Annotated in this window: 11 protein-coding genes; 4 read left to right on the plus strand and 7 right to left on the minus strand. The window is 61.8% G+C overall.

Annotated features, from left to right (window positions below):
* Nucleotides 1–51: 51 nt before the first annotated feature.
* From upp to VWY60_RS09130, 5 genes are all read right to left on the minus strand, one after another.
* On the minus strand, nt 52–684 hold the full coding sequence (gene upp, locus VWY60_RS09110) for a uracil phosphoribosyltransferase (RefSeq protein WP_014874324.1): 633 nt from the start codon (nt 682–684) through the stop codon (nt 52–54).
* 156 nt (nt 685–840) lie between these two features.
* Nucleotides 841–2,058: a phosphopentomutase gene (locus VWY60_RS09115; RefSeq protein WP_416540332.1), complete on the minus strand. Its 1,218-nt coding sequence runs from the start codon at nt 2,056–2,058 to the stop codon at nt 841–843.
* Nucleotides 2,058–3,368: a thymidine phosphorylase gene (locus VWY60_RS09120; protein ID WP_416540333.1), complete on the minus strand. Its 1,311-nt coding sequence runs from the start codon at nt 3,366–3,368 to the stop codon at nt 2,058–2,060. Before VWY60_RS09120 ends, VWY60_RS09115 begins: the two co-directional genes overlap by 1 nt.
* Nucleotides 3,369–3,371: 3 nt before the next feature.
* Nucleotides 3,372–3,764, minus strand: a complete 393-nt coding sequence (locus VWY60_RS09125; RefSeq protein ID WP_340545259.1) for a cytidine deaminase — start codon at nt 3,762–3,764, stop codon at nt 3,372–3,374.
* A gap of 153 nt (nt 3,765–3,917) precedes the next feature.
* A complete protein-coding gene (locus VWY60_RS09130; protein ID WP_416540334.1) occupies nt 3,918–5,015 on the minus strand; it encodes a cupin domain-containing protein in 1,098 nt (365 codons plus the stop codon).
* A 152-nt stretch (nt 5,016–5,167) separates the two neighbouring features.
* On the opposite strand from VWY60_RS09130, the gene VWY60_RS09135 reads away from it, so the two are divergent.
* Nucleotides 5,168–7,456: an NADP-dependent malic enzyme gene (locus tag VWY60_RS09135; protein ID WP_416540335.1), complete on the plus strand. Its 2,289-nt coding sequence runs from the start codon at nt 5,168–5,170 to the stop codon at nt 7,454–7,456.
* Between the two features lie 85 nt (nt 7,457–7,541).
* Here the strand turns inward: VWY60_RS09135 and VWY60_RS09140 are convergent, their stop codons facing one another.
* Nucleotides 7,542–7,721, minus strand: coding sequence for a hypothetical protein (locus VWY60_RS09140; RefSeq protein WP_340545256.1), 180 nt, complete (start codon nt 7,719–7,721; stop codon nt 7,542–7,544).
* A 40-nt stretch (nt 7,722–7,761) separates the two neighbouring features.
* Here VWY60_RS09140 and prpE point away from each other — a divergent pair, with 40 nt between their 5' ends.
* On the plus strand, nt 7,762–9,651 hold the full coding sequence (gene prpE / locus VWY60_RS09145) for a propionate-CoA ligase PrpE (protein ID WP_416540336.1): 1,890 nt from the start codon (nt 7,762–7,764) through the stop codon (nt 9,649–9,651).
* A gap of 128 nt (nt 9,652–9,779) precedes the next feature.
* Nucleotides 9,780–11,207: an amidase family protein gene (locus VWY60_RS09150; protein ID WP_416540337.1), complete on the plus strand. Its 1,428-nt coding sequence runs from the start codon at nt 9,780–9,782 to the stop codon at nt 11,205–11,207.
* A 427-nt stretch (nt 11,208–11,634) separates the two neighbouring features.
* Here VWY60_RS09150 and VWY60_RS09155 read toward each other — a convergent pair whose 3' ends face one another.
* Complete coding sequence (locus tag VWY60_RS09155) at nt 11,635–12,396, minus strand: NAD kinase (RefSeq protein WP_340545253.1); 762 nt, start codon at nt 12,394–12,396, stop codon at nt 11,635–11,637.
* Between the two features lie 169 nt (nt 12,397–12,565).
* Here VWY60_RS09155 and glyA point away from each other — a divergent pair, with 169 nt between their 5' ends.
* Nucleotides 12,566–13,864 (plus strand): serine hydroxymethyltransferase, encoded by a 1,299-nt coding sequence (glyA, locus tag VWY60_RS09160; RefSeq protein WP_416540338.1) that lies wholly within the window; start codon nt 12,566–12,568, stop codon nt 13,862–13,864.
* Nucleotides 13,865–13,937: the final 73 nt, after the last annotated feature.

The following is a 13,937-nucleotide window of genomic DNA, read 5'->3' on the forward strand; positions in this document are numbered from 1 at the left end:
GGCCGTGCCTGGTGTCCATGCCGCCCCAAGAGCTGCACGCTGGCCGCAGGCTTATTTGGTGCCGAACATCCGATCACCCGCATCGCCGAGCCCGGGCAGGATATACCCCTTCTCGTTCAGCTGCCGGTCCAACGAGGCCGTCACGATCGGCACATCCGGATGCTTCTCCTTCATCAGCTCCACCCCCTCGGGCGAGGCCAGCAGGCAGAGGAAACGGATGTCATTTGCTCCGGCCTCTTTCAGCAGGTCGATGGCCGCGGCCGAACTGTTGCCGGTTGCCAGCATCGGATCTACCGCAATGACCAACCGGTCCTTCAGCCCCTCGGGTGCCTTGAAGTAATATTGCACTGGCTGCAGGGTTTCCTCATCCCGGTAGAGACCGACAAAGCCGACCCGTGCCGAGGGGATCAGTTCCAGCACGCCGTCCAGCATCCCGTTGCCCGCCCGCAGGATCGACACCAGCGCCAGTTTCTTACCCGCAAGGATGGGTGCCTCCATTTCCTCCATCGGAGTGTCGATGGTGGTGGTGGTCAGCGGCATCTCGCGGGTGATCTCATAGGCCAACAGCTGGGTAATCTCGCGCAGCAGGCGGCGGAAACCGGCGGTAGAGGTGCCCTTGTCGCGCATCAGGGTGAGCTTGTGCTGCACCAGCGGGTGGTCGACAACGGTCAGATGATCGGACATTGGGCGCTCCTTTCAGGAAAATTCAATCTCTCTTAGTGCCTGCACTGTGGGACAGGCAAGGCGGATTTGTCGGCTATCGTCTCCAACCGCTGCAAATTCGGGCGCCGTTCAGCGCGCAGACGCTGCCGAGGCCGCCATCTCATCCGCCCGCTTCAATCAGGTCAGCACCGACCGGCCCGGCCCCTGAGCAGGGATTTTCAGATGGTCCGCCACGGTCGCTGCCACGTCCGCGAATGCCAGATTGCCCAGCGGTCCGGCCCCCGCGCCGGCCATCAGCACCGGCACCTGTTCACGGGTGTGATCGGTGCCAGGCCAGCTCGGATCGTTGCCATGATCGGCCGTCAGGATCAGCAGATCGCCATCCCGCAGATGCGGCAGCAGCTTGCCGATCTCTTGGTCAAACCATTCCAGCGCCCGCGCATAGCCCGAGATATCGCGACGATGCCCGTAGAGGCTGTCAAACTCGACAAAATTGGCAAAGGTCAGGCTGCCGTCCTCGGCCTCAGCCACAGCCGCCTGCAAATGCCGCATCAGCCTCGCGTCATCGCCTTTCTTCAGCGTATCAATCCCCTGCATCGAGAAAATATCACCAATTTTGCCGATGGCGTGCACTGGTCGACCGGCATCCTGCACCCAATTGGTCAGGATCGGCTCAGGCGGCATGATGGCGTAGTCACGCCGGTTTGTGGTGCGCTGAAATCCGGTCTCGGGCGTACCGACAAAGGGCCGCGCAATCACCCGCCCCACCTTCATCGCGTGCAGATAGGGGGCCACCGCCTCGCAGAGCGCCAACAACCGGTCAAGACCAAAGCTCTCCTCATGGGCGGCAATCTGGAAGACACTATCGGCAGAGGTATAACAGATTGGCTGCCCCGACTGCATATGCGCGGCGCCATGTTCGGCAATGATCGCAGTACCCGAGGCATGGCAATTGCCAAGTAGAGCCTCGGTTCCGGCCGCCGCGCAGACATGGGCCACCAGATCATCCGGGAACGCGGGTGTCTGATCCGGGAAATAGCACCAATCCCAAGGCACCGGCAGGCCCGCCAGTTCCCAATGACCAGAGGGGGTATCCTTGCCCCGGCTGATCTCGCGGGCGACACCCCAGCGCCCGATAATCTCCGCCCCACCCAGATCAGGGCAAGGCACCGCCGAGGCCTGCGCCACGGCAGCCCCCAACCCGAGCCGGTCCAGATTTGGCACCTGCAGCGGACCGCTGCGCCCCTCCTCTGCGCGGCCCGCAGCACAGGCCTGGGCGATATGGGCCAGCGTATTGGCGCCAATGTCCGGCAGATCACCATTGAAATACTGACCAGCATCTGGCGCACCACCGATACCGACGGAATCCATCACCACCAGAAACGCACGCGCCATTAGGAAACCCTCTTGTAGATCAGCGGCAGCCGCTCAGGCGCGCTATCAGACAGCTGATAGGCTGCGCGCAGGCTGGCCTCGGCTGCATCAGCGGCGTCTTCATCAGCGGCATGGATCACACCAATCAGGTCGCCGACTGAAAGCGTGCGTCCAAGCGGCGCCAGCTCCGCCAGTCCGACGGAGGGGTCGACCACGTCGCTTTCGATCATCCGCCCGCCGCCCAGCCGCACGACCGCAAGGCCGAGCGCCTCGCCATTGATGGCGTGAACATGGCCCGCCCGATCTGCGGTGATGGGGCGTACCACCGGAGCCGTCGGCAGAATTGTCTGCCAGTGGTCCGCGAAATCGGTCGGGCCGCCCATCGCGGCGACCATTCGGGCAAAACGTTCGGCAACCGCCCCGCTGGCAATGGCCTTGCGGATCATATCCGCCCCGGCATCGCTCTGCGCCGCCAATCCGCCATGTGCCAACAAGACACCTCCCAGCTCCGCCGTCAGCTCCGCCAAGGCGCCCGTCTGACCGCAGATACCGGTCAGGACCCGCATGACCTCCGCCACCTCCAACGCGTTGCCCAGCGCGGGCGCCAAAGGCTGGTTCATATCAGTGATCAGCGCCGAGGTCCTGCAACCGGCCGCATTCGCCGTCTCAGTGAGACTGCGGGCCAGCGCCTCGGCCTCCTCCAGCGTTTTCATAAAGGCACCGGAGCCGATTTTCACATCCAGAACCAGCGCATCGGTGCTGGCCGCCAGTTTCTTTGACAGGATTGAGGCGGTGATCAGGTCCAGACTATCCACCGTGGCGGTGACATCACGGATCGCATATAGCCGCTTGTCCGCCGGGGCGATCTCTGCGGTCGCCCCGACGATGGCGCAGCCTACGCTTTGCATCATGCTGCGCAGCCCGTGTTCGGACACTTGGGTGCTGACGCCCTGAATGGCTTCCATTTTGTCAAGCGTCCCGCCGGTATGGCCCAGACCCCGACCGGAGATCATCGGCACATAAGCGCCGCAGGCCGCCAGCGCAGGCGCCAGCAGCAGCGACACGCAATCGCCGACCCCACCGGTAGAGTGTTTGTCCAGCACCGGCCCATCCAGATCCCAGCGCAGCACGTCACCGCTATCACGCATTGCCAGCGTCAAGGCCCGCCGCGCATCGACGCCAAGCCCCTGCAGACAAACCGCCATGGCAAACGCACCCGCCTGCGCATCCGAGACAGCCCCATTGGCCAATCCTTCGGCAAACCAGCGCAGGTCTTCATCGCCCGGTGTCTCTCCCCGGCGCAGGCTGGCGATGATCGCGCGTGCGTCCATGGCTCAGCTCCGTTCCATATGGTCCGCGCCAAAGGCACCGGGCAGCAGATCGCCAATCGTGGTTTCGCGCTCCAGCCCATCTGTGGTGGCAAGCGTCACCTTCACCTCGGGCGCGCCAAACTCCGCCAGCTTCTGACGGCAGCCGCCGCAGGGCGGGATTGGCGCCGGGCAATCGGCAATCACATATGCCGCCTCAAGCTTTGTCTCGCCTGCGGCAACCATTGCGGCGATGGCACCGGCTTCTGCGCAGGTGCCTTCTGGGTAGGCGACGTTTTCCACATTGCAGCCAACATAGACCGTCCCGGATGCTGCCCGGATCGCCGCACCGACCTTGAAGTTGGAATAAGGCGCGTGTGCGTTTTCACGAACGGCGGTGGCAGCATCTTTGAGGCTCATGGCGATTCCCTGATTTTTTGATCAACTGGTCAGAATTTGAGACGATAGCTGAATTTGCCGAAGGAGCGAAAGCCCCCTCGACCAAGCTGAACCACAATATCACATCCTCCGGCCAATACCGCTATTGCCTGATGATCCACCCAGGATCTGCGGTCAGACCGTTGGCTCTGCCAAGCTGGTGTTGAACACACCCGGAAGCGTCACCTCCAGCAGTTCCACATCATCCGACGGCGCGCTGAGGCGGGTTTTCATGCCCGGCGGAATGACGAAGGCATCGCCCTGTTCCAATTGATAAGGCTCGCGGCCCTCGCCCTCCAGCGTGACTGTGCCGTTCATGACAAATGTGAAATGGATATCGGTGTCATGCGCGGCCCACTGCGGCGCGCCTTCTCCGCGGCGCACCACCTGTACGCCTGCGACGCCCTTGGTATTCTCGGCAATCGTCGTGTCGCGGCAGATGTAGCCCGGCAGGCGGAACGGCATCCATTCGGCGCCTTCTGCCTGGTTGTAAACAAACCGCTGGCCCTGCCATTCCCGTTCGGGACGGTAGTGCGGCGTCGGCAGGATCATCTCGTGGTCGATCTCGGTCACATGCTCGGCCGGGACGCCGATCTCGATCACCTGCACATTGTCGCTGGCCTCCAGCACCCGGTGGCGGATCTCCGGCGGCTGGATGAAGCAATCACCGGCGGTCAGCCGCATCTTGTCTCCCTGATCCTCATAGACGACATCAACCCAGCCGTGGATACAGAAGATCAGCTGAAAGCCCACCTTGTGGAAATGCACCATATCCGGCACCGGGCCGCCGTCGGGGATGCGGATGTGGCTGGCGATGATCGAGCCGCCCAGCCGGTCCGGCACCAGGTCGCGGTAGTGCATACCCGCGCGCCCGATGATCCATGGCGCCTGATCCTTCAGCCGCCGCACCACAAAACTATGCACTGTTTCGGGCATCACCAGTGGTGGGTTGCGCTCTTCAATCTCAATCTGGGTTCCATTGGGAGCGGTCAGCCTGCGGGCACCACCGGCAAACCCATCGGGATCATCAGTCAGGATGCGAATGGTGCCGGGTGATTCAGCGGCGCCGCGCTCGATCCGCAGCCGCAGTCCATGGCCCGAAAACACCCCGATAGCCGGATCATCTGCCGGATAGATCGAGTCCAGCTTCATCCCGAGGGTTTTGGTGTAAAACGGGATGTCGTCCCGCAGCTCCTGCGTCGGCAGCCGCAGCTCCGCAATCGTATCCGCCATTCTTCGCTCCCTTTTGGTCTTTTGCCACACAGTGAGACCAAGCGCGCTCGGGCGCAAGCTCTTGCGACAGCCCCTAAACACCCAACGAGAATAGTCTGTTTCCCTGACGTCAAAAGTCGTTTAACACTAAACTATAGTCTCTGGAGCGCCTGATGACCAAAAATCCAAAGTCCGACACCCAAACCCTGCGCGACGCCGCGCTGCACTATCACGCCTATCCCAACCCCGGTAAGCTGGAGATCCGCGCAACCAAGCCGATGGCCAATGGCCGCGATCTGGCGCGGGCTTATTCGCCGGGCGTGGCAGAGGCCTGCATCGAAATCAAATCCGATCCTGCGGACGCGGCGAAATACACGTCGCGCGGCAATCTGGTCGCGGTTGTGACCAATGGGACAGCGGTCCTTGGCCTTGGAAACATCGGCGCGCTGGCGTCGAAACCGGTGATGGAAGGCAAGGCCGTCCTATTCAAGAAATTCGCCAGCATCGACTGTTTCGATATCGAAGTAAACGAAAGCGATCCGGAGAAGTTGGCCGATATCGTCTGCGCGCTGGAGCCGACCTTTGGGGCGATCAATCTTGAGGATATCAAGGCCCCCGACTGCTTTATCGTTGAAAAGATCTGTCGCGAGCGGATGAATATCCCGGTCTTCCACGATGACCAGCACGGCACCGCAATCGTCGTGGGCGCAGCCGCCAAAAACGCACTGCACGTCGCGGGTAAGACATTCGAAGACATCAAGATTGTCTCCACCGGTGGTGGCGCGGCGGGGATTGCCTGCCTCAACATGCTGGTGAAACTGGGCGTGAAGCGTGAGAATATCTGGCTCTGCGACCTGCACGGGCTGGTCTATGAAGGCCGCACCGAGGATATGAACCCGCATAAGTCCGCCTTTGCACAGAAAACCGACCTGCGCACGCTGGATCAGGTGATCGAGGGCGCGGACCTCTTCCTCGGCCTGTCCGGCCCGAATGTCCTGAAACCGGAGATGGTGGCAAAGATGACGGATCGTCCGATCATTTTTGCCCTGGCCAACCCCAACCCCGAGATCCTGCCGGAGGTGGCGCGCAGCGTCTCCCCCAACGCCATCATCGCCACCGGCCGCAGCGACTTTCCCAATCAGGTCAATAACGTCCTCTGCTTCCCCTTCATCTTCCGTGGGGCGCTGGATGTGGGCGCGACAGAGATCAACGACGCCATGCAGATCGCCTGTGTCGAGGGTATCGCCGAAATGGCCCGAATGACCACCTCGGCCGAGGCGGCAGCCGCCTATCAGGGCGAACAGCTGACCTTTGGCGCCGACTACCTCATCCCCAAGCCGTTTGACCCGCGTCTGGTCGGTGTGGTGTCCTCCGCCGTGGCCAAGGCCGCCATGGACAGCGGTGTCGCCCAGCGTCCGATTGATGATCTTGTCGCCTACCGCGCGAAATTGAACCAGACCGTATTCAAATCCGCCCTGCTGATGAAACCCGTCTTTGAGGCGGCAAAGGCTGCATCGCGCCGCATCGTTTTCACCGAGGGCGAAGATGAGCGGGTGTTGCGCACGGCTCAGGGCATCCTTGAAGAGACCACCGAAACGCCGATCCTGATCGGTCGGCCCGAGGTGATCGAAACCCGCTGTGAACGGCTGGGCCTGCGCATCCGCCCCGGCACCGACGTCCAGATCGTGAACCCGGAGAACGATCCGCGTTACTACGACTACTGGACCAGCTACCACCGCGTGATGCAGCGCGAAGGCGTGACCCCGGATCTGGCCAAGGCGATCATGCGCACCAACACCACGGCAATCGGCGCAATCATGGTCCACCGGGGCGAGGCCGACAGCATGATCTGCGGCACCTTTGGCGAATATCGCTGGCATATGAACTACGTGAACCAGGTGCTTGGCGGTGGCAGCTATGAGCCCCATGGGGCGCTGTCACTGATGATCCTTGAGGACGGGCCGCTGTTCATCGGTGATACCCATGTGCGGATCGAACCAACCCCGGAACAGATTGCGCAGACGGTTCTGGGCGCCGCGCGCCACGTACGTCGCTTTGGCCTGGAGCCAAAGATCGCCCTGTGTTCGCAATCGCAGTTTGGCAATACCAGCTGCGATTCCGGCGCACGGCTGCGCGCCGCCATCGACATCCTCGACCGGACGCCCCGCGATTTCATCTACGAAGGCGAGATGAATATCGATACCGCGCTGGATCCTGAGCTGCGGAGCCGGATCTTCCCGAATTCGCGACTGGAGGGCGAGGCCAATGTGCTGATCTTTGCCCATGCCGATGCCGCCAGCGGTGTGCGCAACATCCTCAAGATGCGGGCCGGCGGGCTGGAGGTCGGGCCGATCCTGATGGGCATGGGCAATCGCGCGCATATCGTCTCCCCCTCGATCACCGCCCGCGGGCTGCTGAACATGGCGGCAATCGCCGGAACGCCCGTCGCCCACTACAGCTGACGGCTGGCTGCGGGGCGCAGATCCCGCAGCGCCACAAACAGAGCAGGCACGTGGCCTCGAATCAGAGTGCCTGCCCCACCCTCCCTCAGACGACCGGCTTCTGAGGCTTGCGCAGAGACTTTGCAAACTGCGCTTCATCTTGCTGTAAATTCCGCGAACGCACCCTGTTTGCAAAACTTTGCAACGCCACACCGGCAAAAAATGCAAATTTCTTGCGCCAATCTGACGCGACGTCGCCCAGCACGCTTGCCCGGTGGCGATCCATGCGCCTAACTCACCTCCAAGGATGAGTGAGGAGGAACCGCATGTCGTATTCAGAGGTCTATGAGGGCTGGAGGTCCAATCCGGAACAATTCTGGATGGAAGCCGCAGCGTCGATCAACTGGGATCGCGCGCCGAGCAAGGCCCTGACCGACAAGGGCGATGGGCTCTACGAATGGTTTGCCGATGCCAAGGTGAACACCTGCTACAACGCTGTCGACCGTCATGTCGAAGCAGGCCGGGGAGAGCAGACGGCGATCATCTACGACAGCCCCATCACCCAGACGAAGCGCGAAATCTCCTATGTTGAGCTGCGCAACCGTGTCGCCACCCTGGCTGGGGCGCTGCGGGCCAAGGGCGTGGAGAAAGGCGACCGCGTCATCATCTACATGCCGATGATCCCCGAGGCGCTGGAGGCGATGCTGGCCTGCGCCCGCATTGGCGCGGTGCATTCGGTGGTGTTCGGCGGCTTTGCCGCCAACGAACTTGCTGTGCGGATCGACGACGCCACGCCTAAGGCGATCATTGCCGCCTCCTGCGGGTTGGAGCCAGGGCGGACGGTCCATTACAAACCACTTCTGGACGGCGCCATCGACCAGGCCACCCACAAACCCGACTTCTGCGTGATCTTCCAGCGCGAGCAGGAAGTGGCCGAGCTGATCGAAGGCCGCGACGTGAACTGGCACGGTTTCCAATACGGTGTGGAACCTGCCGAATGTGTGCCGGTTGAGGGCAACCACCCTTCCTATATTCTCTATACTTCCGGCACCACTGGCCAGCCCAAGGGGGTGATCCGCCACACCGCAGGCCAGCTGGTGGCACTCAATTGGACCATGAAGAACATCTATTACGTCGATCCCGGCGACGTGTTCTGGGCCGCCTCGGATGTGGGCTGGGTCGTGGGCCACAGCTATATCTGCTACGGGCCGCTTATTCACGGCAACACCACAATCGTGTTCGAGGGCAAACCCGTCGGCACGCCCGATGCGGGCACCTTCTGGCGGGTGATTTCCGAGCATAAGGTCAAGAGCTTCTTCACCGCGCCGACTGCTTTCAGGGCAGTGAAACGCGAGGACCCGAAGGGCGAGTTCGTCAAGAAATACGACCTTGGCTGCCTCAAACAGGTCTACCTCGCCGGCGAGCGTGCGGACCCCGACACCATCACCTGGGCGCAGGAGCAGCTGAAGGTGCCGGTGATCGACCACTGGTGGCAGACAGAGACCGGCTGGTCGATTGCCGCGAACCCGCTGGGGATCGAGGAACTGCCGGTCAAGCTCGGCTCCCCCGCCGTGCCTATGCCGGGCTATGAAGTCGATATTCTGGACGAAGGCGGCAACCCGGTGGCGCCGGGCGAGCTGGGCGCGATCGCGGTGAAGCTGCCGCTGCCGCCGGGCACGCTGCCGACGCTCTGGAATGCTGAGGACCGCTTCAAGAAAAGCTACCTCACCACCTTTCCCGGCTACTATGAGACCGGCGATGCCGGCATGAAGGACGAGGACGGCTATCTCTACATCATGGCGCGCACGGATGACGTGATCAACGTGGCGGGCCACCGCCTGTCCACCGGCGGCATGGAGGAAGTGCTGGCAGGCCACCCGGATGTCGCTGAATGCGCCGTAATTGGCGTCGCCGACAGCCTCAAGGGGCAGATGCCATTGGGTTTCCTCTGCCTCAATGCTGGCTGCAACACGCCCCATGAGGAGGTAGTCGCGCAGGTGGTGAAACTGGTGCGCGAGAAGATCGGCCCCGTCGCCGCCTTCAAACTGGCCTGCGTCGTGGACCGCCTGCCCAAGACCCGCTCCGGCAAGATCCTGCGCGGCACGATGGTGAACATCGCCGACGGCACGCCGTGGAAGATGCCCGCGACCATCGATGACCCGGTCATTCTGGACGAGATCACCACAGCGCTGCAAACTCTCGGATACGCGAAGTAAGACGCGCGCAGGCTTCTGACAAACGCAGGCTTCGCCACCCGGCGGAGCCTGTCTTTGTATGATGTGCCGCGCGGTTTTCCTTGCAACTCGGTCGTGCCCGCCTACCCTGCCGGGAAGGAGGCATGTATATGACACACATCGACATCTGGCGCCTGAGCGCAACGGAACTGGCACAGCACACCCAAGCGGGAGATCTGACCGCCGAAGCCGCCGTTGACGCCTCCATCAACCGCATGGCAGCGGTCAATCCCGATCTGAATGCCGTTGTCGAGGATCTGAGCAGTGACGCCTTGGAGCGGGCCAGAGCGCTGGACAAGGCGCGCAATGCGGGTGCCACGCCCGGTCCACTGCACGGTGTGCCGGTCACCATCAAGATCAACGTCGATCAGAAGGGCCACGCAACCTCCAACGGTGTGACCGCGCTGAAGGACCTGATCGCGCCGGATGATGCGCCGGTGGTGAAGAACCTCCAGGATGCAGGGGCCGTCGTGATTGGCCGCACCAATACCCCTGAGTTCTCCTTCCGTGCCGACACTGACAACCCGCTCTTTGGGCGCACGCATAATCCCTGGGGGCGCCATATCTCGCCTGGCGGCTCCTCCGGCGGGGCCGGTGCGGCGGTGATGGCCGGGATCGGCGCGCTGGCCCATGGCAATGACATCGGCGGCTCCTTACGTTTTCCCGCCGCTGCCAATGGCGCGGTAACCGTCAAACCCGGCCTGGGCCGCGTGCCTGCCTGGAACCCCAGCCAAAGCGCAGAGCGTGGAATACTGGCGCAGAATATGTCCGTACAGGGGCTGATCACCCGCACGGCACGGGATCTGCATCTGTCGATGCCCAGCCTTATTGCGCCCGATCCTCGCGATCCCTTCCACGTGCCGATGCCCTGGCACGGTCAGGCCACCGAAGGCCCAATCCGCGTCGCCTTTTCCAAGGAGACCTACGGCTACGAACTCCACCCGCAGGTGGAGGCCGCCTTGGATGACGCGCGCGCAGCCCTGCTGGATGCAGGCTATATCGTCGAGGAAACCCTGCTCCCCGATGTCTTCGATGCCGGGCGCACAGGGTACCGCGCGTTGATGGGCGAGGTCTATGCCCTGATGAAAGACGATGTTGACGCAGCCGGGTCGCAAACGGTGCGGGATATCTTTGCAGTCTATTTTGAGGAATTCCCGCCCTTTGCCGGCGTCGAGCTGTTGCAGATGATGGCCAAACGCACGCAATACGCGCGTGACTGGTCGCTCTTCATGCAGCGTTACCCATTGGTATTGACCCCGTTCCTGCCGCAGCCATTTTTCAAACCCGACCGCGACACCGAAGGGGCGGCAGGCGTGCATGAGGTGCTGGGCTGTGCTGTCTATTCCTATGCGATGAACTTCCTCGGCCTGCCTGCGGCCTCGGTTCCCAGCCGCCTTGCCAAATTGCCCTCAGGATCGCAGCCGATCAATGTGCAGATCGCAGCATCGCGCTGGCGCGAGGACATGGCAGTGGACGCCTGTATCGCCATTGAGGATCGGATCGGGCGCATGTGTGACAGACTGTGGGAGCAGCTCTAACCCGGCTGGCAGATGGTCGGATACATACTATGGGTGCGCGAAAAGAACCGCGGGAAACCAACCGCTCGCGGATAAGGAAACCCGGGACTCGGCTCACACCGACCCCCGGATTTTCCGATACCACCGGATACTCGTTCACAAACATCACACGAAGGTTGCGGGACCATCGCCCCGGCGTTTCCCGCCTTCGCGGATCCAAACGCGTACGGATCAATACCCGCACAGTCCGGCTGAAGCAAAATCTTAGCTGCTTAAAATATAGGGGCCGATGGCCATCCCGGTAGATCCTGCGCCTCTCTTCTTGAGAGCGCTATGCCCTTTGGCTGTCACCGCTGGCATCGGCCTTGTCTAGAGTTCGATTATCGCACAAAAACGCGATCCTTGCGATCACAAACACGTGATCCACCCCGGGCAATGGCCATCTACCTTAGGTGAATTGCTCCGAAATCAACCGTTCCTCCAGCCCATGGCCGGGGTCGAACAGGATCTTGTGGCGGATCCTGGTCTGGGTTGCGATCTCAACCTGAACAACATTGGCAAAAGAAACGGAATCCGCGGCCGCAATCACGGGCCGTTTCTCAGGTTCCAGCACATCAAACCGCACTGTTGCATTGCTGGGCAGCAAGGCACCGCGCCAGCGGCGCGGACGAAAGGCGGCGATTGCGGTCAATGCCAGCACATCCGAACCGATGGGCAAAATGGGACCATGCGCCGAATAATTATAGGCCGTCGACCCCGCTGGCGTTGATACAAGCGCCCCGTCACAGACCAGTTCCGCCATACGCTGACGATCATCAACAGAGATCTTCAGCTTGGCTGCCTGCGGACCGGCCCGCAGCAATGAAACCTCATTGATAGCCAGAGCCCGATGCGTCTGCCCTTCTGCATCCAGTGCGACCATGGACAGCGGGTTAATAATCTCTTCCTCGGCTGCCATCAGCCGCGCGATCAGGTCAACGACGCCATATTCATTCATCAAAAAGCCGATAGTACCTCGGTTCATGCCATAGACCGGCGCCGACAGATCAATCGTGTCGTGCAGCGTGTCGAGCATGAAGCCATCGCCGCCAAGCGCAACGATCACATCCGCCTCTTCCTTGGGCACGTTTCCGTAGCGTGCGACCATCTCGGCTTGAGCTGACTGCGCCACCGGAGCCCGGCTGGCCAGAAAGGCGATTCTCATTGTCATCAAATCTGTTTCCGGTGTTACGCAATTCGTTCCGAAACAATCACAGCTTTCCCAAGATTGCCAGTCTTGCCGCTCTCAGCGGGGATTTCGTCGCATTCCGGGCTTTCGGGGCCTAGGTGTTTCCGATAGGAAATCTCTCGAATACTACGCCAACTGATGGAGTGTCATCATGACCGAGACCACCTCCCGCGACCCCGGTTTTTTTACCCAATCCCTCGCAGAGCGCGACCCGGAGCTGTTCGGCTCGATCACGGATGAGCTCGGCCGTCAGCGCGACGAGATTGAGTTGATTGCATCGGAGAACATCGTTTCCGCCGCCGTGATGGAGGCTCAGGGCTCCGTTCTGACCAATAAATACGCCGAAGGCTACCCGGGGCGTCGCTACTATGGTGGCTGCCAATATGTTGATGTTGCAGAAAATCTTGCCATCGACCGCGCAAAACAGCTGTTCAACTGCGAATTTGCAAACGTTCAGCCCAACTCCGGTTCGCAGGCCAACCAGGGTGTGTTCCAGGCGTTGATCCAGCCCGGCGACACCATCCTGGGGATGGACCTCGCCTCTGGTGGCCACCTCACTCACGGTGCGCGTCCCAACCAGTCTGGCAAATGGTTCAACGCCATCCACTACGGTGTGCGTGAAGACAACAACCTGATCGACTATGATCAGGTCGAAGCGCTGGCGCTGGAGCATCAGCCCAAGCTGATCATCGCCGGTGGTTCCGCCATTCCGCGGGTCATCGACTTTGCCCGCTTCCGCGAGATCGCGGACAAGGTTGGCGCCTATCTGCACGTCGACATGGCGCATTTCGCCGGTCTGGTTGCGGCGGGTGAACACCCCTCGCCTTTCCCCCATGCCCATGTTGCGACCACCACCACGCATAAGACCCTGCGCGGTCCGCGCGGTGGCATGATCCTGACCAATGACGCCGATATCGCCAAGAAAGTGAACTCCGCGATCTTCCCCGGCATCCAGGGTGGCCCGCTGATGCATGTGATCGCCGCCAAGGCCGTCGCATTCGGTGAAGCACTGCGCCCCGAGTTCAAAGACTACCAGAAGCAGGTGCGGGCCAATGCCGTCGCGCTGGCCGATCAGCTGATCAAGGGCGGTCTGGACATCGTCACTGGCGGCACCGACACCCATGTGATGCTGGTCGACCTGCGCCCGAAAGGCGTGACCGGCAATGTCGTGGACAAGGCTCTGGGCCGCGCCCATATCACCACCAACAAGAACGGCATTCCGTTTGACCCGGAGAAGCCGACCGTGACCTCCGGTATCCGTCTCGGTACCCCGGCAGGCACCACCCGTGGTTTTGGTGAAGCCGAGTTCCGCGAGATTGCGGATCTGATCATCGAGGTGGTCGACGGCCTGGCGGCCAATGGTGAAGATGGCAACGCCGCTGTTGAGGCATCGGTACGCGAGAAAGTGGCCGCCCTCTGCGCTCGCTTCCCGCTCTACCCCAACCACTGATCCGTTCGCGGAAACAAACAACAACCGCCGCGGCCCCTTGGCGCGCGGCGGTTTTCTATTCATGATCTCTGCC

Source organism: Phaeobacter sp. JH20_26 (assembly GCF_048056275.1).
GTDB classification, from domain to species: domain Bacteria; phylum Pseudomonadota; class Alphaproteobacteria; order Rhodobacterales; family Rhodobacteraceae; genus Phaeobacter; species Phaeobacter bryozoorum.